The following is a 23,696-nucleotide window of genomic DNA, read 5'->3' as shown; positions in this document are numbered from 1 at the left end:
AAACCGCGCCGGCCCCCGTCTCATACAAAACTTTTGTTCCTCAGAAACCTGCGGCGGCGGCCCCCGTTGAGCGAGCAGTCATTCCCCGCGGGCGGCATGCCCGATGCCCCCGCACAACACCCGAAGGAGCCGACGATGGGACTGTTCAGCAAGGATATCAAGACGCTCAATGACCTGTTCGTGCACCAGCTTCAGGACATTTATTACGCCGAGAAACAACTCGTGAAGGCTCTTCCGAAGATGGCCGAGAAGGCGACCAATCCGCAGCTCAAGCAGGGCTTCCTGTCGCATCTTGAGGAGACCAAGGGCCATGTGACGCGGCTCGAGCAGGTGTTCACCATGCACGGTGCCGAGGTGAAGGCCGTCAACTGCCCGGCGATCGACGGCATCATCGAGGAAGCGGACGAGGTGTCGGGCGAAGTCGCCGACAAGGAAGTGCTCGATGCCGCGCTGATCGCGGCCGGCCAGGCGGCCGAGCATTACGAGATCACCCGCTACGGCACGCTGATCGCATGGGCGAAGCAGCTTGGCCGCAGCGATTGCGCCTCGGTGCTGCAGAAGACGCTCGACGAGGAGCGCGCGACGGACAAGAAGCTCACCGCGCTCGCCGAGTCCAAGATCAACCTCAAGGCTGCGAGCTGAGGTCGAACGGCGCCACGCACACCGCGTGGCGTTGTCGCATTACGATGCTTTGGTGCGGGCGAGGGCGAAGTGCGCGCCCGCATACGCCATTGCCGCACCAAGCATCAATGCGACCATGCCGTTGGAGACGCCGTGCAGGGTCGGCACCGGGCTCGGGCCTGATGCCGCCTGTCCGGCTGCGATCAGAAGAAGAAGCCCACCGGCGATCAAGGCATGCTGCAGCCGGCGCGGTAGATGGCCGGAGACGGCGCTGTGCAGCAGCGTTGCGGTGATGTGTCCGCTGCCGAAGGCGACCGCCGCGATCAGCCACCAGGCGATGGCGGCGCGGATTGGGATCATGCCGCCCGTCGCGTCGCCCCACAGATCGCCGAGGTCAAGCCCGAAACGCTGGCCGAGGATATGAACGCCGAGCGCGAGCAGCATGCCGAACATCGCGGCACCGGTCAGGATCAGGCGGGGGGAAAAATAGGGCGAGCCAGGCATCATCTGCATTCGTGTTGCAAATGAAATAGTAGGACGGCTGCGGGTGGTGAAGCAAGCGGGGGGAGAGGCTGCGCATCTGCTGACTTCTATGCGCGTGAGCGCGTATTGTCTCAAAGCTCATCCTCTCGAAGTCTGGAAAGTCTAGGCGGCCTCTTGAACGGAGGTGACCTTTTCCAGATCCTTCGCGATTGCCACTTTTGCCACCCGCAGATCGTAGTCATTCTGCAGGTTGAGCCAGAACTGGGCGGAAGTACCGAGCGCCTTGCCGAGTCGTAGAGCAGTGTCTGCGGTAATGCCGAAACGCTCGCTGGCGATACGCTCGATGCGCGTACGGGGAATGCCACAGGCCTTGGCAAGTTTGCCGGGCGAGAGATTCAGCGGCTCCAGATATTCTTCCCGAAGAACTTCCCCGGGGTGCAGTGGCGGCAGTGTCTTGGCCATGGGGTGCCTCCTAATGATAATCGACAAGCTCGACTTGTTCAGCTCCATCCTTCGTCCATATGAAGCAGATGCGAAACTGGTCGTTCACCCGAATTGAATGCTGGCCCGCTCGCTCCCTGGTGAGAGCTTCAAGTCGGTTGTTGGGCGGCGAACGCAGATCATCCAGGGATGTAGCCGCATTCACCATCGCCAGTTTGCGGCGGGCAACTTTGAGTAACTGAGCCGGAAAACCTTTGCGTGCCTTCCCGTTGAAGGCTGCTTCAGTCAGATCGTCCTTGAAGCTCTTGATCACCCCCGTACATGTATCATTCCATGATACATAAATCAAGAGCTATGTATCATGGAATGATACGTGAAATGAACAGGGTATGAGGCCCCGCGCTAAGGGACGTCGCTACTCGCCTTGAGTTGCTTCGGTGTCACGAAGGCGCGGAGGCGGCCCTTCTGCAGCGAGACTTTGCTCCATGTCGAAACCGGGTATTCGAGAACGACCGCGCCGCATGTCGGCAGGTTCTCGGCCAATGCCGCGCGCTCGGCTGCGTTGGCCTCGCCCGCGAGATTCCACGCAAGTTCATGCAGGCCCGGATTGTGGCCGAGCACCAGAAGCGAGACGACAGAATCCGGCACGGCGCGGATCGTCTTGAAGATTTTCATCGCGCTCGCGAGATAGAGCGTGTCGAGGAATTCGGCACGGCAGCCGGGCAGATACGGGCCGACGATCTCCCAGGTCTCATGCGTGCGCATGGCATCGGAGATCAGCGCCAACTCCGGCTGGGGATGTTGTGCGGCGAGCCATGCGCCGATCAGCGCGCTATCCTCCCGTCCGCGCGGATCGATGCGGCGGTCGTGGTCCTCGCCGCTGTCGGATTGGCGTTCGGTCTTGGCATGGCGCAACAGGATCAGGTGGCGCATTGCTCCTCCCTGCGGGTGATGGACAAAGGCGGCGCGGCGTTGAGTATGGGTCTTACATGTGACCTCATATCCGCGCCATCGTGACAAGCATGGCGTCCACGGCTAAAGAAATCCAATGACAATTCCCCCCGCCGAGGCGCCTGTCCACGCTCTTTGGGACGATTTGCCTGCGACAGAGCCACGCGCAGCGCTGACGCTCGATCGTGACGTCGAGGTCTGCGTCGTCGGCGCCGGACTTGCGGGGCTGACGGTTGCGCGCGAGGCCGCGCGTGCTGGCATGAGCGTCGCGGTGCTGGAGGGGCGGCGGATCGGATGGGCTGCATCCGGCTGCAATCTCGGTTCGGTGCTGCCGGGCTACGGCGTGCCGGTCAACGATCTCATCGCGCGGGTCGGCGTCGCTCATGCGCGTGAGTTGTGGATGCTTGCGGAGGCGGGCGGCGACTACATCCGCGAGACCATCGCGCAGGATGCGCCGGAAATCGCGATGGTACCGGGTGCGCTTGAAGTCTCGACCACCGATGCGGGTGAGCGTCTGATCCGCTGGCTGCAGATCATCGGCGGCGAATTCGGCACCGAAGTCGAGGGTTGGCAGATCGAACGTGTGCGCGAAGCGCTCAAGACTCGCCGCTACTTCCATGCGCTGCACTTCCCGAGAGCGTTCCAGATCGACAGCGCGCGTTATCTACGCGCGCTCGCCGCGCTCGCGGAAGAGGCAGGCGCGCAGATCTTCGAGGGTACGCCGGTGGTGAGCATCGACGCCGCGGGAATCCGCAAGCGCATCGTCACGCCGTCGGCCAATCTTCGTGCGGCGCACATCGTGCTCGCGGGCAACGTCCATATCGGCACGTCGGCCGAGCGACTTGCGACGACACTGATGCCGGTCTGGCGCTACGGCGCGCTGACCGAGCCACTCGGCGATCTCCTTCATGAGGCGATCACCTATCGAGGTTCGGTACACGATGATGACGGCATCGATCATTTCCGCGTCGTCGGTGACCGGCTGTTGTGGGCGAGCCCGGAGACGACATGGGAAAACAAGCCGGAACGTTTCGCCCGCGCAATCCGCCGCCGTATCGCGACGGTGTTTCCGCAGCTCGCCGGTGTCGCGATTGCGCGGACCTTCGCAAGCCCGTTCGGCCAGACCGTGCATGGCATGCCGCAGATCGGCGAATTGCGGCAAGGTCTGTGGGTCGCGAGCGGGTTCGGCCGGCAAGGCCTGAACACGAGCGCGATGGCGGGCCGCCTGATCGCGGACGGGGTCGTGAATGGCGACGACCGCTGGCGGCTGTTCTCGCCGTTCGAACTGGTCTGGGCGGGCGGCCGGGCCGGGCGCATCGCCGGGCAGTTTGCCGATGGGCTCACGCGAAGCCGTTCGGCCGCGGCGGGTGCGCTTGCCCGCTGGCGGGAACGCGCGGCGGCGCGTGAACTGTTGCGCGAGGAGCGGCGCAGCGCGCGGATTGCGGCGGCACAGGCCCGCACCGCCCGCGCGGCGCAGCACTTCGACGCGGACCGGCGTTAGAATATAGCTCTGGAAATTTTGCCGGGGCGGCGTAACGCAAGGCCCGCGCCTGCCGTAACTTGGACAACCGGCAAATATGCGGAGATTGTGCCATGATCGATCGGCGTGTTCTTCTATCCAGCGCAGCGGGGCTTGCGGCGATGTCGTGGTTTTCTCGTCCGGGCAAGGCCAGCGCGACCAAGCGGTTTGAGGTCGAAAAGACGCCCGAAGAGTGGAAGCGGCAGTTGACCCCAGCGCAGTATCGCATCCTGCGCGAGCAGGGCACTGAGCCTGCCTATTCAAGCCCGCTCAACAACGAGCATCGCAAAGGCACGTTTGCCTGTGCGGGCTGCGATCAGGCGCTGTTCGCCTCTGAGACAAAGTTCGAGAGCGGCACCGGCTGGCCGAGCTTCTACGATCATCTTCCCGGTGCTGTCGGCACCACGACCGACCGCAGCTACTTCATGGTCCGCACCGCGGTGCATTGCAGCCGTTGTGGCGGTCATCTCGGCCACGTCTTCAACGATGGTCCGAAGCCGACCGGCCTGCGCTACTGCACCGACGGGCTTGCGCTGAACTTCAAGCCGGCCGCCCCGACAGCCTCGTAACGCTTGCGGCAATTCTTGCCGGATAGGCAAGAGCGCCCCGGTGATTGCACCGGGGCGTTTTCTTTAAGCCTTTGCAGAAATTGATTTTTCCGTTTGGCACGAGGCTTGCCAATCCATCTTCGAATGCGGCTTTTTTCGGCCCCCGGCAGCCGCCCGGTTTCGAAGCTGGAGACATAGTAATGGGTATTTTCGGCGCTCTCACCACCTCAGTCGCGGGTCTGCGCTCGCAGTCCTACGCGCTGGAAAATATCTCCGGCAACATCGCGAACTCGCAGACGACCGCCTTCAAGCGCATCGACACGAGCTTCCTCGACCTTATTCCCGACACCGGCTCCAACTCGCAGCTCGCCGGCAGCGTGCGGTCGAGCTCGCGCGAAACCAACACGGTGCAAGGCGACGTGCAGGCGGCCGCGGTGTCGACCTACATGGCGATCAACGGCGACGGCTTCTTCGCCGTGCAGAAGCCGGGCAGCTTTACCGACAACAACCCGGTCTTCGACGGCGTCGACCGTTACACCCGCCGTGGCGACTTCACCCTCGACAAGAACGGCTATCTGGTGAACGGCGCGGGTTACTACCTCGAAGGCATTCCGATCGACCCGACGACCGGCAATGTCACCGGCAGCGTGCCGCAGGTGCTGCGCTTCAGCAACGACTTCCTGCCGGCGCAGCCGACCACGGCCGTGACCTATCGCGCCAACCTCGCGAGCTATCCGCTCACCACGAAGCACGACACCTCGATTCCGGGCTCGGAGCTGATCAACGTCGGTGACTTCACCGCAAACCCGTTGATCATCGGCACGCCGCCGCAGCCGTATACCAACGGCGCGAAGAACGGCACCACGCAGAACAGCAAGCTGACGACGCCGACGCCGATCACCACCTCGACCACGCTGTCCGGCCTTGCCAACACGGATTCGCTCGGCGTCGATTTCGTTGCGGGCAACACCATCACGGTGAACGGCACCACCATCACCTTCACCGTGGCGGGCGGCACCAACGACGCGACCAACATTCCGGTGGATGCGACGATCGGCGACTTGCTCGCCAAGATCGATGCCATCTCCGGCAACACCACCAATCCCTCCACGGTGGCTGGCGGCGTCGTCACGTTGAACTCGGGCCTCGCCGGAAACCTCACGGTGAGCAGCAACAACTCGTCGGCCTTCGGCGCACTCGGCTTCACCGGCACGGTGACGGCTGTGCGTGGCGGCGGCGGCACCGCGGGCACCGGCACGGTGATCGGCTCAGACTCCAAGAACTTCATCGACGAGTCGGTATCGGGCGGCGCGACCACCGCCTACGATATTTCGGGCGCACCGGTCAGCCTGCAATTCCGCTGGGCGAAGACCGACAGCGCAAGCCTCGGCGCCGGGCATAACGACGTCTGGAACCTGTTCTACCAGACCGATCCGAACGCCACCGGCACCCAGGTTGCCTGGCAGAACGTCGGCGTCAACTTCACCTTTGGCCCCAACGGCCAGATGAACCCGGCAGTGCCTTCGGTCACGCTGGCGAACGCCACGATCGGCGGCATCGCACTCGGCGACGTCACCGTGAACTTCGGCGCGAGTGGCCTCACGCAGTTCGCCGACGCCAACGGCAACGTGCAGGTCAACCAGATCCAGAACGACGGCTTCCCGGCCGGTCAGTTGCAGACGGTGTCGATCTCCAACAATGGCCGCGTTGTCGGCAACTACTCCAACGGTCGCAACATCGATCTCGCAGCGATCACGCTCGCGACCTTCAACGGCCCGAACTTCCTCAAGCGCGTTGATGGCGGCGCATTCGAGGTGACGGACGAATCCGGTCAGGCGCTGTTCGGCAAGGGCGGCACCATCGTCGGCTCCTCGCTCGAGGGCTCGAACACCGACATCGCTGACGAGTTCACCAAGCTGATCGTGACGCAGCAGGCTTATTCGGCGAACACCAAGGTCATCACCACGTCGAACCAGATGGTTCAGGATCTTCTGAACGTCCTGCGCTAGGCGAGTGGCGCCGTTCGTAGCTGAGATGGGCAGTTTGTTATGGGTCTGACACAAGCTCTTGCTACCGCGATGTCCGGTCTGCGGGCCAACCAGGCCGCGCTGGCGCTCGTCGCCTCGAACGTCTCCAACATCGAGACGCCCGGTTACGTTCGCAAAAGCCTCAACCAGGCGCAGACGACGACGGGCACCGGCAGCTCCGGTGTCATCGTCACCGGCGTCAACCGCGAGCTCAACGTCTACGTTCAGAAGCAGGTTCTGACTGAGACGTCAGGCGCATCGTACGCGACCACGATGTCGAATGCCTTGCAGCGGCTGCAAGGCATCTACGGCGATCCGGGTTCGAACACGACGCTTGAAGCGGCCTTCAACGCGCTGACGGCTGCGCTGCAGGCGTTGTCGGTGACCTCCGATTCACCGGCCGCGCGCTCGACCGCGGTCAACGCCGCGCAGTCGCTGGCGCAGATGCTGAACTCGACCTCGGCAGGCATCCAGTCGCTGCGCGCCGATGCGGAATCCGCGATCAAGAGTTCGGTCGATGCCGCAAACAATGCGATGCGGCAGATCGCGACCATCAACAACCAGTTGCTCGGCACCACCGGTGACGATGCGGCAGCGGCTTCGCTTCTCGATCAGCGCGACCAGTACATCACCCAGCTCTCGCAACTGATGGACATTCGCGTCCTCACCAACGAGCGCAATCAGGTGACGGTGTTCACCAATTCCGGCGTGCAGCTTGTCGGCAGCGAAGCCTCCACGATCTCCTTCGATGCGCAGGGCACAGTAACGCCGAACACTGCGTGGAATTCCGACCCGTCGATCAGCACGCTCGGCACGCTGACGCTGACCTTTCCGCATGGCGGCGATATCGACCTCATCGCGACGCGTTCGATCCGCTCCGGCGCGATCGCGGCGAACCTGGAATTGCGCGACGAGACGCTGGTGCAGGCGCAGGCGCAGATCGACCAGCTTGCCGCCGCGATGGCGAGTGCGCTGTCGGACAAGGTGACGCCCGGCACCAAGGATGACGGTCCGCCGGCGAATTTCACGCTCGATCTCACCGGGTTGCAGAACGGCAACAAGGTGCAGTTCAGCTACACCGACACCACGACCAACACCACCCGCACCATCACGCTGGTGCGGGTGGATGATCCGTCGGTCGGCGCGTTGAGCAACACCGCGACCAACGACCCGAACGACGAAGTGTTCGGCATCGATTTTTCCGGCGGCATGGCCTCGGTCGTGAGCCAGCTCACCGGTCTCCTCGGCAGCCGTGGATTGTCGTTCGCAAATCCGGCAGGGCCGGGCGATCTGTTGAATATCAGCGGCGATGCGGGCGGCGCCACGGTGGTCGGCTCGGCGTCCTCGACGATCACCATCCGCGATCTGGCAGGTGGCGATCCACAGCTTCCGTTGTTCGTCGATAACGGCGTGCCTTATACCGGTGCGATCACCGCAACCGGCTCGCAACAGACGGGATTGGCGGCACGGATCAGCGTCAACAATTTGCTGCTCGCAGATCCGTCGCGGATGGTCATCTACAACACCACGCCGACGACGCAGGCGGGCGACACCACGCGCGTCGATTTCATTCTCTCGCAGTTGACGCAAGGCTCGTACTACGTCTCGCCGCAGACCGGCATCGGCTCGAGCGCAACGCCGTTCAAGGGCACGATGCTCGGCTTCCTGCAGCAGTTCACCACCATGCAAGGGCAGGCGGCGGCATCCGCGAAGCAGCTCGCGGACGGCCAGAACGTCGTGCTCTCGACGCTGCAGAACAAACTCAACGCCACCTCCGGCGTCAACATCGACGAGGAGATGGCGCATTTGCTGGCGTTGCAAAATGCCTATTCGGCAAACGCCCGGGTGATGTCCACTGTGAAGGACATGTTCGATTCGCTCCTGCGGTCGATGTGAGGTCGCCATGACGATTGAAGGCGTAAGCGGACGGACATCCTATCTCGGCACCTCGCTGATCAACATCAGGACCCAGCTTGACACGCTGACGCAGCAGCTTGCGAGCGGGCGGAAGTCGGATACCTATTCCGGCCTCGGCATGAATAGCGCGTTCGCGACCAACCTGCGCTCACAACTGTCCTTGCTGTCTGGCTACCAGAACACACAGTCGAACGTGACGACGCGCATCAACGTCGCGAACCTGTCGTTGCAGGGCCTCATCAAGATGCGCACCGAGGTGCAGTCGGCAGCGACCGGCTCCTCGCAGGTGCTCAATGCCAACGGCCAGACCGCGGGCCAGCAGATCGGCTATGCCTCGTTCACGCAGGCGATCTCGATGCTCAACACGCAGTCGGCCGACCGCTATCTGTTCTCCGGGCGTTCGATCGATACGCCCGCGACGGCGAAGGCCGACGACATTCTCAACGGCGCGGATGGCAAGGATGGTCTGAAGGCCGTGATCGACGATCGACTGATTGCGGATCAAGGCACCGGCAATATGGGTCGGCTTGAGACCGACGCCACCGGCAGCGTGGTGACGGTCGGCGAGGACTTTGTCGACTCGCCGTTCGGTCTCAAGATCAGCCGCATCGCGACATCCATCGCAGGCGCGGTGGTGACGCAGCCGTCGGTGCCTGCGCCCGGAACGCCGTCCTCCGAGACGATTGATCTTGCGGCGGCAACGCCGAAGGAGGGCGACACCGTCACCTTCACCTTCACGCTGCCGGACCAGACCACGGAAACGATCCAGCTCACCGCGACGAGCGAAACGCCGCCGCCGGCCGGCAGCTTCAATTTCGACGCGTCCGATCCGACGGTAACGGCCGCGAACATGAAAGCCGCGCTCGATTCCTCGATCCAGACTCTGGTGAAGGGGCCGATGGTTGCGGCGTCCGCGATGGCTGCAGGTGAGAATTTCTTCGACGATCCGCCGCTGCGTGTCGCCGGCGGCTCGCCGGTGTCACCGACCGCGACCGCGCTTGTTGATGGCTCGGCCAACACCGTGCAGTGGTACACTGGCGAGAAGCTTGCGAACCCCGATACGGATGCGCGCGGCACGGCGGTGGCGCAGGTCGATGGCGCGGTGCAGGTCCGCTACGGCGCGACGGCGAATGAGAGTGCCTTCCGCAATCTGCTGCAGAACATGGCGGTCTATGCCGCGGTGACGACGACGGTCGATCCGAACGATCCGGCCGGGCAGAACCTCGCCAACGCGCAGATCAGCGCGCTGAACGAGCGCGTCAACGCGAACCTCGCGGTGAAGGCCGGCGCGACTTCGGTCGAGGATATCGAGGCGCAGTTTGCCGGCTCCCAGGCGGCGACGAAGGCGGCCAGCACGCGGCAGGCGCAGACGACATCGATGGCGCAGACCATGCTCGATCAGATCGAGGGCATCGACGACAACGAGGTCGCCGCCAAGATTCTCGCGCTGCAGACGAGCCTGCAGGCCTCCTATCAGACGACGGCTTCGCTCTATCAGTTGAACCTGCTGAAATTCCTCTGACGCGGTTTGATCGTCATGCGTCTGTCCTCCGATATGATCGGGGATGATCCGCGCATCCATCTTTGAAAGAGCAATACGATCCCGCAAACGAAAAGGGCTTCCTTCTGGAAGCCCTTTTTCATTGTCCTGCGGTGTGCGGGTGTCAGGCAGCGCCTTGAAATTTGGCGGCTCCGGCGCTTTCGCGCGCCGTGGCGAGAATCTTTGCCTCGTGCGCGATCAGCTTCCGCGATTCCTTGAGCGCTCTGTAATAGTCGCCGCTTAAAATGTGGTTATTGATTTCCTGGATGAGCAGCGACGAACTCGGCATCGCGCTCAGGAGATCGCGCATCAGATCGAAATAGACCGGATGATGGTCCTGCGGATCGCGCGCCACATACATGAGCTGCACCGCGAGATAGAGAAGCTTGGCCGGCGTATCGGCGGTCGCAGGCGTGAGGATGTCCTTCTCCCGCAGGATCGGCACCCGTTCGCCTTCGATCAGGAGCTTGGCGCGCTGATCAGTGTTGGTGATGACGCAGGAGCCGATGATGATCTTCTCGTGCGGCTTCAGTTCGACCTTGAGAGCCATGTTCTCCTCCGGCTGATACCTGCTGTCCGAAGTCGCGATCCGCCGCAGGCGATGCAGGGACTTCAATTCGGCTGCGCGAGGATGAATGCCGCAACGGCCGCGTGCGTGCCGATCCTTCACCGATCATGGTTAACGAGACGTAAATATCGTGCCTTGCGCAAACGCAAAGCGATTGCTCCAGCACGCATGAAAACGGCAATTATGCCGATGTTTAACGGGTTTTTACCAAGTTCTTTTCGTGTAATTGGCGGCGTCACATTCACGTTTTTTTAGACTGTTGGTTTCAGTCTGTCGCCTACCGTCGGCTCGTATGGCCGGCGTCACGCTCACACACGACGTGCTCTTACCAGAAAGGTGATTATTATGTCGAATATCGTTCTCTCGGCGTCGGTGCGCCAGAACCTGCTGTCGCTCCAGTCGACCGCGGACCTGCTTGCGACCACGCAGAACCGCCTTGCCACCGGCAAGAAGGTCAACACCGCTCTCGATAACCCCACCAACTATTTCACCGCGGCGTCCCTCGACAACCGCGCGAGCGACATCAGCAACCTCCTCGATGGTATCGGCAACGGCGTGCAGGTTCTTCAGGCCGCCAACACCGGCATCACCTCGCTGCAGAAGCTCGTCGACTCCGCGAAGTCGGTTGCCAACCAGGCGCTGCAGGCGGCCGTCGGCTATTCCAGCAAGTCGGCCATTTCGGCGACGATCACCGGCGCGACCGCTGAAGACCTGCGCGGTACGCCCACCTATAGCGACGTTGCGGCGACTGCCGGCAGCGCGATCTATAGTGCGTCCGGCGCAGCGGCGACCACCGCGACTGTTCTCTCGGCGCTGACGGACGCGACCGGCGGCACGACGGGCACGGGCCTTGCCAACAACGACACCCTCGTCGTCAACGGCAAGACCATCACGTTCCAGACCGGCACCGGTGCGCTGACCGGTTCGGGCGACACCTGGACGATGGGCATTGGCACCACCGTTGCTGACTTGATGACCGCCATCGATACGCTGCAGGGCGGCAGTGCGACCACGAGCTTCGCCACCGGTCAGCTCACCCTGCACACCGGTACCGATGCCGACCTGAGCGTCTCCGGTAGCGCGCTTGCCAAGCTCGGCCTGAGTGCCGCTGCTGCCAACACGGCAACGCGTACGTCCACCACGCCTCTCGGCGGCACGACGCTGCACTTCGACGCGATTGGCGACGGCCAGGCGGTTGACATCACCTTCGGCGATGGCACCGGCGGCACCGTGAAGTCGCTCAACGACCTCAACGCCAAGCTCTCCGCCAACAACCTGCTCGCCACCATCGACGGCCAGGGCAAGCTGACGATCACCACCACCAACGATGCGGCTTCGGAAGCGATCGGTGCGGTGACCGGCACGGCGACAGGCTCCGGCCTGCCGTTTGAAGGCAAGGTTGGCGGCGCTCCGGTTCAGGACGCTGCGGCTCTCGCGAACCGTGCGAACCTCGTGGCGCAGTACAACAACATCCTAGATCAGATCACTGCGACTGCTCAGGATGCCTCGTTCAACGGCGTCAACCTGCTCAATGGCGATCAGCTCAAGCTGACCTTCAACGAGACGGGCAAGTCGACCCTGAAGATCCAGGGCGTGACGTTCAACGCCGCCGGCCTCGGCCTCTCGGCGCTGACCTCGGGCACGGACTTCCTCGACAACGCCTCGGCGAACAGCGTGATCGCGAACCTCGACAAGGCAAGCTCGACGCTGCGTTCGCAGGCTTCCGCTCTCGGTTCGAACCTCTCGATCGTGCAGATCCGTCAGGACTTCTCGAAGAACCTGATCAACGTGCTGCAGACCGGTTCGTCGAACCTGACGCTGGCCGACACCAACGAGGAAGCGGCGAACAGCCAGGCGCTCTCGACCCGCCAGTCGATCGCGGTCTCCGCGCTCGCCCTCGCCAACCAGTCGCAGCAGAGCGTTCTGCAGCTCCTGCGCTAAGTCGGGCCAACAGCCAAACGAAATCGAAGGCGGGGGAAACCCCGCCTTCTTTTTTTAACCCGCCATTAACCATGATGGCGGCACTTTGATCGGGCCCCAGTTTAAGGATCGCGAGCGGGACCCGCGCCGATGAACCGCCAGCAGCGCCGAGCCGCCGCCAAAGCAAACCCGCCCGCGCGGGTCGCGCCCCCGGCTGCCTTGCAGCTTGGCATCGCAAGTCACCAGATCGGCCGTCTTGCCGAGGCCGAGGCCTATTATCGCGAGGCGCTTGCCGCGCCGCGCCAGCAGCCGGATGCTTTACATCTGCTCGGCGTCGTTTTCATGCAGACCGGCCGGCTGGCGCCGGGGATCGAACTGATCCGCCGCGCCATCGGGCTGAACGGCACCAACGGAGAGTATTTCTCGAACCTCGGCGCTGGTTTGAATCGTCTGGGCGATCTCGCTGGCGCCGCCGATGCCTTTCGCCGTGCGCTTGAGCTCAAACCGGACTTCGCGACGGCTTTCCACGACTACGGCAACGTCTTGTTGAAACAGGGCAAGCTCGACGAGGCGCTTGTCTCTTTCACGCGCGCGATCGGGATCGATCCGTTTTATACGAACGCGCATCATCAGCGTGCGAAGGTCCTGCAGAGATTCGGGCGTCACGCGGAGGCGCTGGCGGCCTTCAATGAGGCGCTCGCGATCAAACCGGACAATGCGGAGGCGCTGTGCCGCCGTGCGCTCGTGCTGCTCGCGATGAAGCGGTTTGACGAGGCGCTGGCCAGCGCGGAGGAGGCGAAGCGGATCGATCCATCTTATGCTGAGGCCTTCAATGTCTGCGGCAGCACGCTGCATCGTATCGACCGCTTCGAGGAAGCGCTGGTAAATTTCGACCAGGCGCTGTCGCTCGCACCGCAGCGTTCCGAAGTGCTGCTCAACCGCGCGGCGACGCTTGACGAGATGCATCGTTTCCCGGAGGGCGCGCGTGATATCGCAGCCGCCTTGCGGAACAATCCATCCTACGCGGATGCCCACTGGAACGATGGTTTGCGTCGCTTGTTGCTCGGTGACTTTGCGCAAGGTTGGCCCAAAACCGAGTGGCGCTGGAAGAGCCCGAGCATGATGATGCGGAATCCCCACGCCGCATCGCCGCAATGGATGGGTGAGCCGATCGAAGGCAAAACGATCCTGCTCTACAGCGATCAGGGAATGGGCGATGCGATCTTTTTCGCGCGCTATGTGCCGCTTGTCGCCGCGCGTGGGGCGCGGGTGATCCTGCAGGTCGAGCCGCTGCTGGTCGATCTTCTCAAGGATGTCGACGGCGTCGCCATGTGCGTCGAGAAGGGCACTGCGCCGCCACCGTTCGATCTGCATTGTTCGCTCATGAGTCTGCCGCTCGCGTTCGGCACCGCGGCCGACAGCATTCCCGCAGAAGTGCCTTATCTTCGCCCTGCGCTTGATCACGAGCGCTGGCGGGAGCGGTTCGCCGGTCTGCGCGCGCCGCGCGTGGGACTGGTATGGTCGGGCAATCCGAACCACATCAACGATCATCGCCGCTCGATGGCGTTCGCGCAGCTTGCGCCGCTGTTCGATCTGCCGATGACGTTCGTGAGTTTGCAGAAGGGCGGCCGCCCGGCGGATCGTCAGGCGCTTGCGCAACATCCGCGGGTGCTCGACCTCGATTGCGAGATCGAAAACTTTACGGACACCGCATCGGTGCTGTCGTGTCTCGACGTGGTGGTGAGCGTCGACACCAGCGTCGTGCATCTCGCCGGTGCGATGGGGCGTCCTGTATGGGTGATGCTGCCCTATACGCCGGACTGGCGCTGGCTGCTCGAGCGAACGGATTCTCCATGGTATCCGACCATGCGTCTCTTCCGGCAGGATGCGTCGCGGGATTGGTCGCGTGTGATAAGTGAGGTTAAGGCCGCGCTGCAGGGGCTTCTTTAGTGCACAAACGCAATGTTTCCAGCAGTTTCCGACGACTATCAGAACACCAGTAATCTTATTTTAAACCATGATGTTTACAGATTTTAACAGAGATAACCAAGGCTGGGACCTTTGATGACGAACGCCGCCAATGCTTACGCCCGTGTTGCTCAGACTACTTCATCGCCGCGCGAGATCGAGGCCCAGGCATTGCTGAAGGCGGCACGCCAGCTTCAGGATGTGATGAGCAACTGGGGCAAGGCCGATGTCGATGTCTCCGGCGCGCTTCTGTTCAACCGCAAGCTCTGGTCGATCCTGCTCAGCGCCGTGACGAGTGACGAGAGCCCGCAGAGCATCGAGATCCGTCAGAACATTGCCAATATAGGCACGTTCGTCATGACGCAGACGGCCGAGATGCAGATCGCGCCGAAGCCGGAATTGCTGAAGCCGTTGATCGAGATCAATTGCAACCTCGCCGCAGGCCTCTCCGGCCGCGCCTGATCCTTCCCTCGGGAGACGCGTGTGGCAGATATCTACGGTATCCTCTCATCGAACTACGTCACCGTCGGCGGCAACATTGCGGGCCTTGCGGTGTCGCGCACGCCCTACGTTGCGGTCGATGCGACGCTGTATGAGGGAAACTGGTCCGGCGCCTATGCGAACGGCACCAAGTTCACCGTCCAGATCTCGAGCGTCAACGGCTTTCGCGCCAAGGTGCGCTATCAGAGCGGCAGCACGCTCAAATATCAGGACGTGCTGATCCGGGATAATTCGTTCAAGTTCGGCGATTCCAAATTCACGCTGACGCAGACCGGCAAGGCGCAGGTGAAGACGGTGATGACCAATGCCGTCACCGGCGGGCAGACGCTCGAGACTGCCTACGCCAGCAAGGCGTGAGGCGGGCACCAGGCGCGCCTCATTTTCTTCATTCATCGCACAAAGAATTTGCGTCGCGCAGGCGGCGCGCAAATACGCATGCGCGCCGCGCAGAGGCGCAGCGATCGAAATAATCTCCGTCGTGCCGGTCAGGCCTGTCGGTCAGCCTGCTGTGCGACCTTTTCCTGCCTCGCCTCGTCGAGCGAGCGCAGATAGGCCCGTGCGCGAAGTCGCGTCTCGTCGGGATATTGATTGACGACGATGTTGGTGCGGTTGTCGACGACCTGATAGACGACTTCGGCGGCGGCGCGATCGATGGTGATCTGGTGACCCAGATTGGCGCGCGGGTCCGTGCTCGGTGTCTGCACGCTCGCGGCCGCAACCACGGCCTTGTCGGAATCAAGTTGTGTCGGCACAGCCGATTTCGCGGCTTCCGGCACTTGCTGAACGATAGTGGGCGTCGCGATGGACGCCCCCACCGGTCTGATGCTGAAGTCCGTACTCATGGTAGCCTCCTGGCCTCCTTCTGAGTCAAAGTGCTCCCTTTGCGGAACACTTTGGAACAGCAAGTCTGAAGGTGAGGCTAGGACGCGTATCGCAATTTAAATCGAATTGTATCGTGTGGGTGAGCTCAAAGACGCGGATGCCCGGCATGAAGTCGGGCATGACGTGGCCGGTTCTGTTTGAACCAACTACTCCTGTGTAAGAGGCAGGTAGTCGCTAAAGCGAGCGGCTCACCGCGAGTGGCGTCGCATAGCGATGGTTCGGCGCGGCACGCTGGCCGGCGGCGGTATAGCCCTGCGGCATGCGGCGCTGCTGAATCTCGCCGTTGACGCCGCGGATGATTCCTTCCGAAACGGCATGCGCGGTCGCAAGCACGGTGAGGTTCACCTGCAGCATGGCGCGGAACGTATCGTGGTGACGATGCAGCGTTGCAAGCAGGTCCGGCGTCGATGCCTTGAGATAGGCGGCGCTGTGTTTGATCTCGGTCACGGCGCGCATGTACTCGCGCGAGGCTTCGCTCTTTCGCGTCTCGAGCGCGATCGCCTCGCGCACCTTGCCGGCGCGTACGAGCTCGGTTTCTTCTTCGACGAGATCGAGCAGGCTCGTCATGATGCCCATCAAGCCTTCTGCAAGGCGTCGTGCCTCGGCAGGTGTCGAGGCCGGGACGGCCGGTGCAGGGGTGGGCGTGGGGTGAGGTTGGGCGTTCATCGGATGCTCCCGGCCTTGCTTAGGCTGCACGGTTCGCCTGCTGCATGATCAGCGTGCGATAGACTTCATCGCCGATGCCGATGCCGCCGGCCTGCGCGAACGAGCGCGCATACTGGTCCGTCATCATCGAACGCCAGACGCCGGTGCTGGGCGTATCGCCAAACGGGCCTTCGCTCTTCAGCCCCGCCGTCATCTGCGCGAACATCGCGTTGAGAAACACTGCCTCGAAATCCTGTGCCTTGGCTTTGGTCTTGGCCTGATTTTCCGGCGAAACCTTTTCGAGCGCCTGGGCGAAAACCGGATCGGGGCGGCTATTGATCAGCGACATGGAGGATGAGGTATTCATCACATCACCTCGATGTCGGCCTGGATCGCGCCTGCGGCCTTGATCGCCTGCAGGATGCCGATCATGTCGCGCGGGCCGATGCCGAGGCCGTTGAGGCCGTCGACGAGCTGCTGCAGCGAGACGCCGTCTTTGACCAGCGCGAGCTTCTTGCCATCTTCCTGCACGCCGACACGTGTGTTCGGCGTGACGACAGTCTGCCCGTTGCCGAACGGCGCCGGCTGGCTCACCTGCGGACTTTCGGAAATCGTCACGGTGAGGTTGCCTTGCGCGACCGCAACCGTGTTGACGCGCACATCGCGGCCCATGACGATGATGCCGGAGCGCTCGTCGATCACGATCTTGGCGCCGGCATCCGGCTCGACCTGCAACTGTTCGATCTCCGTGAGCAGCGCGACGGCGTTACCCTTGAACTCTGGCGGAATGCTGAGCTGCACGGTGGAGGGGTCGACCGGCTCGGCCACCTTGGTGCCGAGATAGTCGTTGACGGCGGCGGCGATGCGCTTTGCCGTGGTGAAATCGCTGTTGCGCAGCGCGAGCCGCACATTCGGCAGCCGGTTGAGTGCGAATTCGATCTCGCGCTCGACCAGCGCGCCGTTGGCGATGCGCCCGTTGGTCGGCACGCCGCGGGTGATTTTGGCGGCGTCGCCCTCGGCCTGGAAACCGCCGATCGCGAGCGAGCCTTGCGCGACCGCATAGACGTTGCCGTCGGCGCCGAGCAGCGGCGTAACAAGAAGGGTGCCGCCCTGCAGGCTCTTGGCGTCGCCCATCGCCGAGACGGTGACGTCCATCCGCGTGCCCTGGGTAGCGAAGGCGGGCAGATTGCCGGTCACCATCACGGCGGCGACGTTGCCGGTGCGGATGGTGGCGCCGCGGATGTTGACGCCCATGCGCTCCAGCATCGCCTGCAGCGACTGCTTGGTGAAGGGAATGTTGTTCAAGGTGTCGCCGGTGCCGTTGAGGCCGACGACGAGGCCGTAGCCGATCAACTGGTTCTGGCGCACGCCTTCGATGTTGGCGAGGTCCTTGATGCGCGATGTCGCATGGGCCGGCGCGCCCGCGATCCAGATCGCGACCGCCGCTCCGCACAGCGCCTGAAATAGCCGAACCATCCTCGCTCCCCGCTGAGGTTCCCGTATCCTTGGTCCGTCCGCTCCCACAGAAGGGCCGGATCAGGCCTTGCGAGAGCCGTGCCAGTTTGAGCGAGAAAAGATGTGTTGAAATTGCTTGCCTTTTCCGGGCGAGGGCAAGGCGCAGGCGCTGTATCGCCGCTCCGAAACTGCCGGACCGGCAAATTCTGCCGGGTCGTTTAGGAATTTTTAACCATGACGGGGTCAGGGTCGGCCAAGGTTTGAACAGGGCTCGTGTGTCCCTGTCGGGCTTGGCGTTGCAAGGCAACAGGCCGAACGGCCGGGCGAGGCGACCATGCGAATTAACGGACCCCACGGCACGACGTTTACCTCATCGACTTCGAGCGCCCGGCGCAGCAGCGGCGGCGGCTTCACGCTCGATGAGATGGCGACGACGACCGAGACGCGTGCTGCGAGCGCACCGCGCGCAGCCGCTGGCATCGACGCGCTGCTGGCATTGCAGGGCATCGAGGAAGACCCGACCGAGCGCCGTCGCCGCTCGGTTGCGCGAGGCAAGAATGCACTCGATCTGCTCGATGATCTCAAGATCGGCATGCTTGCCGGAACGCTCGATCCTGTGATGGTGAACCGGCTGCGCGGCGCCGCCAGCGATCTCAAAACGAGTTCTGGCGACCCGGGCCTCGATCAGGTGCTCTCCGAAATCGAGCTGCGGGTTGAGGTCGAAATTGCGAAAGCGGCGCGCTGAGCGTCGATTCGTTTGTTGACCGCGCCTGCGGCAAAGGTGCCCCGCACGGTATGTGAAAAAGTCATATTATTGCGGTGCGACAAGGGTTTTTAGCGATTCTATTCCCAGTTCCCTAGCGAATCCGGGGTGGTCCCAAGGGGGTATTTCCCCGCGTATTGTCTGTCATGGACGAGCGCTATATAAGCACCGCCCGGCGACCCGGATCGCCCTGGCTGGGGATGAGAATCGGTGTTGGAAAAAGTGAAGCCTTATAAACCGTCCGAGAAAGAGCCGTTCATGAACGAGCGGCAGCGCGAATACTTCCGCGCCAAACTTCTGGCTTGGAAGGAAGAGATCCTGCGCGAGGCAAAGACCACGCTTCAGCAGTTGCAGGAAGAGAACGTCAATCATCCTGATCTTGCCGACCGCGCGTCGTCGGAAACCGACCGCGCGATCGAGTTGCGCGCGCGAGACCGTCAGCGCAAGCTGATCTCGAAGATCGACGCTGCGATCCAGCGCATCGAGGACAACACCTACGGTTACTGCGAGGAAACCGGCGAGCCGATTTCGCTGAAGCGGCTCGAGGCACGGCCGATCGCAACGCTTTCTGTCGAGGCGCAGGAGCGCCACGAAAAGCGCGAGAAGGTCTATCGCGACGAATAGGGGTGAGTTCCATTCTGATAAAAGGGCGCGATGCGGCGAAAGCCGCTCGCGCCTTTTTTGTATGCTCTTCGCGTATGGCACCACGCATTTATCACGACTGCGGTCGTCGGGCTGATGACGCAGACGAATGGGTAATGCTAACCGCTTTCGCCGCCCGGAAGCTGGTGAATGAGACCCTTCTCCTCATTCAGAACGTTATCCTTCCGCAATTGCTCTTGCGTCTTGCCATCCAGATGATCTTGGTCCGGCCATTTGTCCTGCTGGCCCGGCTTTGGCGGAGAGTTCTGCCCGCTGCCTAGCGGATGGGATTCGTGGCCCTTCGGGTTCTGGTTCCCTTGGTTGTCCTGATTGTAGGCCGACATCATGCGCCTCCACTGCTTCATACAAACCAAGCAGGAGACCGCCTTTCAGTTCCGTGGGATGTCACGCCGTCGACGGGGTTGCGTCCACGCTCTCTCAACAAAAAGCCTGCCCTCCATACTCGGAGCGGCGGGTTTTCGCTGCTGTCCAAGCAGCCACAAAACAACCGCGGCTCCCGTCAGGGGAGCTGACGAGAGCCGCGTTGGATACGCCTTTCCATGCCTAGGTTCACGGATCGGCGTGGGAGCTCGGATAATCGCGAGGGGAGAATTCGCGATCAGAACGGAAGCAGGATATCCATCACCTGTTGGCCGTAGCGCGGTTGCTGGACGTCGGTGATCTGGCCGCGGCCGCCGTAGGCGATGCGGGCCTGCGCGATCTTGCTGGAATCGATCGTATTGTCGCTCTGAATGTCCTCGGGCCGCACGATGCCGGCGACGACGAGTTCACGCATCTCGAAATTGACGCGAATTTCCTGCTTGCCTTCGACAACGAGGTTGCCGTTCGGCAGAAGCTGCGTGACGACAGCGGCGACGTTGGTCTGCAACGCTTCCTGACGCACGACCGAGCCCTTGCCGTCGCTCGAGGCAACCGAGCCCGTGGTCAGCATGTTGCCCGCGCCGTTGGTGCCGGGCACCTTCTTGATGCCGAAGAAATTGGTGATGCTGGAATCCTCGGTGTTGGCGCGGCTGCGCTGAGTCTCGTTGGCGATGTTCGCCTTGTCGGTGATGTTGACGATGACGGTGAGAATGTCGCCGACCTGATGGGCGCGCTGGTCCTTGAAGAAGGCGCGCGAGCCGTTACGCCACAGCGAATTCGGATTGTAGGAAGCAGGCTGCGGCGTTGGCATCGGCATCGACACCGGCTTGTAGCCTGCCTTCGTCGTCGGGTTGTCGATGGCCGTCAGCTTCGGCTGCTCGCCGATCTGGGAGAGACGCTCGATCGAGGAGCAGCCGCTCGCGAGGCAGCCGACGGCGACAAGCGCCGCGGCAGTGCGAAGGGCATGAGACGTGCGGAGACGGGACATTTACTCGGTCTTTCCGGCAGCGGCCGTGTTGGCGGTAAGAGTGTTGGCGGCGAGCGTTGCGGTGTGCAGGATGCGCGGCGTCGTGGCGATGATCGCGACCTGGCCCGGGCCGACCACGATACCCTGCACGGTGCGCTTCGATTGCAGGTTCAGCACGCTCACGGTGTCGCCCTTGGTGCCGGCTTCGAGTGCCTTGCCGCGGCTCGTGAGATAGAGGCCCGGCGTCTCGTAAACCAGCGAGATGGTCTGATCGCGCGTCACGAGGTCGGCCTTGGCGAGATCGGAGCTGCGCAGCGCATCGCCGATCCGCATCGCGCGTCGCGTCTGCATGCCGATCGCCTGTTCGAGCGGGATGGCGTCGCCGCCGACCTCCGCTTTCGGGCGGCGCTCGACATTGAGGTCGGAGGCCTTGATGATTTCGTTGCGACCGATCGGGCGCATCAGCACCGCGGCCTGAACTGTCTCGACGGCGAAACCGGTGAAGCGCAGTTTCGCGGGCGTCGAGGAGGTGTCGCTTGCGATATCGAACAGCACGTCGAAGCGACGGCTGCGGGAGTCGTAGCGCACCGCGACCGGCATCAGTTCGCCGGTGAGCGCGGGATCGAGCTGGAGGTCGCGCAGTTCGCGGTCAAAGGTGATGGCGATATCCGCGGCGTCGCCGAGACCGGAGCGGCGCTCCAGCGCTTTCGCGACCTGCTGCTCGACGTCCTTCGCCGAAAGTGCGCGCGAGGCGCGGGTGATGGTGATTTCCTTGATGTTGTGGGTGGCGACGCCGATCACCTGATTGGCCCGCAGTGTCTCGATCAGTTGCGCGGTGCGCAGTACGCCGGTGGTGCCGAGATCGGGGGCGCGGTAGATTGCGATCTGCGAGGCGGTGCCTGCGTTGTCGACGAGATCGCCGATCCGCACCACGTCGCTCATGATGATCGCGCTTTCGCGCAGCGACGGACCGACGCTCTCCGGTGCAGGCTCGGCATGCAGCGGCGCTGCGGCGAGCAGCAGAGCTGCAAGTGCGAGACCGGTTGTCTTAATCGTGGCTTTCATGATCGCCCCCATCGTCTAGCGCAGCATGCCGGTGGTCGATTGCATCATCTGATCGGCGGCGCTTACCACCTTTGCGTTCATCTCGTAGGCGCGCTGGGCCGCGATCAGGTCGGAGATTTCCGACACCACCTCGACGTTCGCCTGTTCGAGATTGCCTTGCTGGATGTCGCCGAAGCCGTCGGTGTTGGCGATGCCGTCCTGCGGCGGGCCGGAGGCGGGCGTGTCGGTGAAGAGGTTATCGCCGATCGACTGCAGACCCGCCTTGTTGATGAAGCGGGTGAGGCCGATCTGCCCGATTACTGATGGCGTGGTCGAGCCTGGCAGCATCACCGAGACCTGGCCTTGCGCGTTGATGGTGAGCTGCGAGGCGTTCTGTGGTACCGCGATGGTCGGCTGCAGAAAATTGCCCTGCGCATTGACGATGCGGCCCTGACCATCGGTCGTGAACGAGCCGTCGCGGGTGTAGGCATAGGTCGAGTCGGGTAACTGGATCTTGAAGTAGCCTTCGCCGCGCACCGCGATGTTGAGATCGCCGCCGACCGGCAGCAGCGTGCCTTGCGTCATCAGGCGCGGCGTGCCGACGGTCTTGACGCCGCCGCCGATGTCGATGCCGACCGGCAGCACCGTACCCTGATCGGACGCCTGTGCGCCGACGCGCTGGACATGCTCGTAGAGCAGGTCCTGAAAGCTCGCCATCTGCTTCTTGTAGCCGGTGGTACGCAGGTTCGCGATGTTGTTGGAGATGACCTGCACGCTCAGTTCCTGAGCGGCCATTCCCGTCGCAGCGGTGTAGAGAGCGCGCATCGTTCAATCTCCTCAGAGCGGCACGTCGGCCAGAGTCTGAATCGCGTTCTTGCGCAGGTCGGCCTGCTGCTGCATCAGATTCGAGATGTTCTGGTAGGTGCGGGTAATTTCGAGCATCCGGCTCATCTCGGCGATCGCGTTGACGTTCGATCGCTCGATGAAGCCCTGCTTGACGGTCGAGACAGTGTCGTCCTGCCCGGTGACGTTCGCCGGCGCGGTGAACAGGTTCGAGCCTTCCTTCTGCAACTGCTGCGGGCTCGCGAACGAGGTGAGGCGCAGCCGGCCGCGGATGGAGTCGGTCTGGGTGATGGTGCCTTCGAGCACCGTGATGGTGCCGTTGTCGGAAATCTTCACATCGTGGTCGGTCGGCTGGAAGGTGATGACGCCGTTGGTGCCGAGCACGGGGTAACCGCTCGAATTGACGAGCTGGCCCTGCGCGTTGATCTGGAGGCGGCCGTCGCGGCTGTAGCGCTCGCCGTTCGGCGTCTGCACCGTGAAGAAGCCCTTGCCGCTGATCGCGACATCGAGTGGGGCTTTGGTGTTCTCGAGCGGGCCCTGGCCGAAATCGCGGAGCGTCGCGCGGTCGTGCACGAAGCTCACGCGGCGGTCGAAGCCGACGAAATTGTCCTCATGGGCGCCGGAACGCAGATATTCCTCGAACAGCGAGGAATCGGCCTTGTAGCCGTTGGTCCCGATGTTCGCCACGTTGTTGGCGACAACGCTGAGCTGGCGCTCAAGCGTCATCTGGCGCGATAGCGCGACGAGACTCGTGTTCTCCATCGCAGATCTCCCCTTGCAAAACCGCGACCGGCCTCTCCCAAAGCCGATGGTGGTCCGTTAAACCGTTCGCTCTCCCAAGCGGACGGTTCGCACCCAGCAATGCGAGAGCCGTGCCAGTTTTGAAAATCTCATGATTTCAATTGGATGGGCTTAGGAAGCGGGCCGGGCGAGGGCGGCAATAAGGGTTCGTTGACCATGTTTGCCCGGCAAAATTTTCCCAGTTCGGGATCAAAAGAAAGAAACCGTTAACCATTGCGACCTTAGCGTTGCCGCAACAGGGCGCTCATGCGCCGGCGGCCTTCGTTTCG

Annotated in this window: 26 protein-coding genes; 12 read left to right on the top strand and 14 right to left on the bottom strand. The window is 62.8% G+C overall.

Going from position 1 to position 23,696, the window contains the following annotated elements; all coding sequences use genetic code 11:
- Positions 1-135: 135 nt before the first annotated feature.
- Complete coding sequence (locus OCA5_RS13195; protein WP_013913263.1) at positions 136-642, top strand: YciE/YciF ferroxidase family protein; 507 nt, start codon at positions 136-138, stop codon at positions 640-642.
- Positions 643-681: 39 nt separating this feature from the next.
- On the opposite strand, the gene OCA5_RS13190 is transcribed toward OCA5_RS13195, so the two are convergent.
- From OCA5_RS13190 to OCA5_RS13175, 4 genes are all read right to left on the bottom strand, one after another.
- Positions 682-1,125 (bottom strand): hypothetical protein, encoded by a 444-nt coding sequence (locus OCA5_RS13190; protein ID WP_041559641.1) that lies wholly within the window; start codon positions 1,123-1,125, stop codon positions 682-684.
- A 141-nt stretch (positions 1,126-1,266) separates the two neighbouring features.
- Positions 1,267-1,566 carry a HigA family addiction module antitoxin gene (locus OCA5_RS13185; protein ID WP_012562525.1) on the bottom strand — a complete coding sequence of 100 codons (300 nt, stop codon included), beginning with the start codon at positions 1,564-1,566 and terminating at the stop codon, positions 1,267-1,269.
- A 10-nt stretch (positions 1,567-1,576) separates the two neighbouring features.
- Positions 1,577-1,858 (bottom strand): type II toxin-antitoxin system RelE/ParE family toxin, encoded by a 282-nt coding sequence (locus OCA5_RS13180; protein WP_012562526.1) that lies wholly within the window; start codon positions 1,856-1,858, stop codon positions 1,577-1,579.
- Between the two features lie 89 nt (positions 1,859-1,947).
- A complete protein-coding gene (locus OCA5_RS13175) occupies positions 1,948-2,478 on the bottom strand; it encodes a SixA phosphatase family protein (RefSeq protein ID WP_012562527.1) in 531 nt (176 codons plus the stop codon).
- 115 nt (positions 2,479-2,593) lie between these two features.
- On the opposite strand from OCA5_RS13175, the gene OCA5_RS13170 reads away from it, so the two are divergent.
- The 5 genes from OCA5_RS13170 (at position 2,594) to OCA5_RS13150 (ending at position 10,029) form a co-directional block, all read left to right on the top strand.
- Positions 2,594-3,997 (top strand): NAD(P)/FAD-dependent oxidoreductase, encoded by a 1,404-nt coding sequence (locus tag OCA5_RS13170; protein WP_012562528.1) that lies wholly within the window; start codon positions 2,594-2,596, stop codon positions 3,995-3,997.
- Between the two features lie 92 nt (positions 3,998-4,089).
- Positions 4,090-4,584, top strand: coding sequence for a peptide-methionine (R)-S-oxide reductase MsrB (gene msrB / locus OCA5_RS13165; RefSeq protein WP_012562529.1), 495 nt, complete (start codon positions 4,090-4,092; stop codon positions 4,582-4,584).
- Positions 4,585-4,763: 179 nt separating this feature from the next.
- Entirely contained in the window at positions 4,764-6,572 is a 1,809-nt protein-coding gene (locus OCA5_RS13160) for a flagellar hook protein FlgE (protein WP_012562530.1), read from the top strand.
- A 39-nt stretch (positions 6,573-6,611) separates the two neighbouring features.
- Entirely contained in the window at positions 6,612-8,486 is a 1,875-nt protein-coding gene (gene flgK / locus OCA5_RS13155; RefSeq protein WP_012562531.1) for a flagellar hook-associated protein FlgK, read from the top strand.
- Positions 8,487-8,493: 7 nt separating this feature from the next.
- Positions 8,494-10,029 (top strand): hypothetical protein, encoded by a 1,536-nt coding sequence (locus OCA5_RS13150; protein ID WP_012562532.1) that lies wholly within the window; start codon positions 8,494-8,496, stop codon positions 10,027-10,029.
- Positions 10,030-10,171: 142 nt separating this feature from the next.
- Here the strand turns inward: OCA5_RS13150 and flbT are convergent, their stop codons facing one another.
- Positions 10,172-10,597 carry a flagellar biosynthesis repressor FlbT gene (flbT, locus tag OCA5_RS13145; protein WP_013913261.1) on the bottom strand — a complete coding sequence of 142 codons (426 nt, stop codon included), beginning with the start codon at positions 10,595-10,597 and terminating at the stop codon, positions 10,172-10,174.
- 363 nt (positions 10,598-10,960) lie between these two features.
- Between flbT and OCA5_RS13140 the strand changes: the two genes are divergently transcribed.
- The 4 genes from OCA5_RS13140 to OCA5_RS13125 all read left to right on the top strand — a co-directional run bounded on the left by OCA5_RS13140 (position 10,961) and on the right by OCA5_RS13125 (position 15,361).
- Positions 10,961-12,556, top strand: a complete 1,596-nt coding sequence (locus tag OCA5_RS13140; protein WP_012562534.1) for a flagellin N-terminal helical domain-containing protein — start codon at positions 10,961-10,963, stop codon at positions 12,554-12,556.
- Between the two features lie 129 nt (positions 12,557-12,685).
- On the top strand, positions 12,686-14,485 hold the full coding sequence (locus OCA5_RS13135; RefSeq protein ID WP_012562535.1) for a tetratricopeptide repeat protein: 1,800 nt from the start codon (positions 12,686-12,688) through the stop codon (positions 14,483-14,485).
- 114 nt (positions 14,486-14,599) lie between these two features.
- Positions 14,600-14,965: a flagellar biosynthesis regulator FlaF gene (flaF, locus tag OCA5_RS13130; protein ID WP_012562536.1), complete on the top strand. Its 366-nt coding sequence runs from the start codon at positions 14,600-14,602 to the stop codon at positions 14,963-14,965.
- Between the two features lie 21 nt (positions 14,966-14,986).
- Positions 14,987-15,361 (top strand): hypothetical protein, encoded by a 375-nt coding sequence (locus tag OCA5_RS13125; RefSeq protein WP_012562537.1) that lies wholly within the window; start codon positions 14,987-14,989, stop codon positions 15,359-15,361.
- Between the two features lie 128 nt (positions 15,362-15,489).
- On the opposite strand, the gene OCA5_RS13120 is transcribed toward OCA5_RS13125, so the two are convergent.
- The 4 genes from OCA5_RS13120 to OCA5_RS13105 form a co-directional block, all read right to left on the bottom strand.
- A complete protein-coding gene (locus tag OCA5_RS13120; protein WP_013913260.1) occupies positions 15,490-15,846 on the bottom strand; it encodes a hypothetical protein in 357 nt (118 codons plus the stop codon).
- A gap of 214 nt (positions 15,847-16,060) precedes the next feature.
- Complete coding sequence (locus OCA5_RS13115) at positions 16,061-16,552, bottom strand: hypothetical protein (RefSeq protein WP_013913259.1); 492 nt, start codon at positions 16,550-16,552, stop codon at positions 16,061-16,063.
- Between the two features lie 19 nt (positions 16,553-16,571).
- A complete protein-coding gene (flgJ, locus tag OCA5_RS13110) occupies positions 16,572-16,898 on the bottom strand; it encodes a flagellar assembly peptidoglycan hydrolase FlgJ (protein WP_012562540.1) in 327 nt (108 codons plus the stop codon).
- Positions 16,898-18,007, bottom strand: a complete 1,110-nt coding sequence (locus OCA5_RS13105) for a flagellar basal body P-ring protein FlgI (RefSeq protein ID WP_012562541.1) — start codon at positions 18,005-18,007, stop codon at positions 16,898-16,900. The genes flgJ and OCA5_RS13105 overlap by 1 nt, the downstream gene beginning before the upstream one ends.
- Before the next feature lie 313 nt (positions 18,008-18,320).
- Here OCA5_RS13105 and OCA5_RS13100 point away from each other — a divergent pair, with 313 nt between their 5' ends.
- Both OCA5_RS13100 and dksA read left to right on the top strand, forming a co-directional pair.
- On the top strand, positions 18,321-18,731 hold the full coding sequence (locus OCA5_RS13100) for a flagellar assembly protein FliX (protein ID WP_012562542.1): 411 nt from the start codon (positions 18,321-18,323) through the stop codon (positions 18,729-18,731).
- 276 nt (positions 18,732-19,007) lie between these two features.
- A complete protein-coding gene (gene dksA, locus OCA5_RS13095; protein WP_002715155.1) occupies positions 19,008-19,373 on the top strand; it encodes an RNA polymerase-binding protein DksA in 366 nt (121 codons plus the stop codon).
- A 137-nt stretch (positions 19,374-19,510) separates the two neighbouring features.
- On the opposite strand, the gene OCA5_RS13090 is transcribed toward dksA, so the two are convergent.
- The 5 genes from OCA5_RS13090 to flgF all read right to left on the bottom strand — a co-directional run bounded on the left by OCA5_RS13090 (position 19,511) and on the right by flgF (position 23,388).
- Positions 19,511-19,735, bottom strand: coding sequence for a hypothetical protein (locus OCA5_RS13090; RefSeq protein ID WP_012562544.1), 225 nt, complete (start codon positions 19,733-19,735; stop codon positions 19,511-19,513).
- Positions 19,736-20,010: 275 nt separating this feature from the next.
- A complete protein-coding gene (flgH, locus tag OCA5_RS13085) occupies positions 20,011-20,760 on the bottom strand; it encodes a flagellar basal body L-ring protein FlgH (RefSeq protein WP_012562545.1) in 750 nt (249 codons plus the stop codon).
- Positions 20,761-21,804, bottom strand: coding sequence for a flagellar basal body P-ring formation chaperone FlgA (flgA, locus tag OCA5_RS13080; protein WP_013913257.1), 1,044 nt, complete (start codon positions 21,802-21,804; stop codon positions 20,761-20,763). It lies immediately after the preceding gene.
- Between the two features lie 15 nt (positions 21,805-21,819).
- Complete coding sequence (gene flgG / locus OCA5_RS13075) at positions 21,820-22,608, bottom strand: flagellar basal-body rod protein FlgG (protein ID WP_012562547.1); 789 nt, start codon at positions 22,606-22,608, stop codon at positions 21,820-21,822.
- A gap of 12 nt (positions 22,609-22,620) precedes the next feature.
- Positions 22,621-23,388, bottom strand: coding sequence for a flagellar basal-body rod protein FlgF (gene flgF, locus OCA5_RS13070; RefSeq protein ID WP_012562548.1), 768 nt, complete (start codon positions 23,386-23,388; stop codon positions 22,621-22,623).
- Positions 23,389-23,696 lie beyond the last annotated feature (308 nt).

The organism is Afipia carboxidovorans OM5, from assembly GCF_000218565.1.
Classification (GTDB): Bacteria; Pseudomonadota; Alphaproteobacteria; order Rhizobiales; family Xanthobacteraceae; genus Afipia; species Afipia carboxidovorans.
This window is presented reverse-complemented; position numbering and strand designations above follow the sequence as displayed.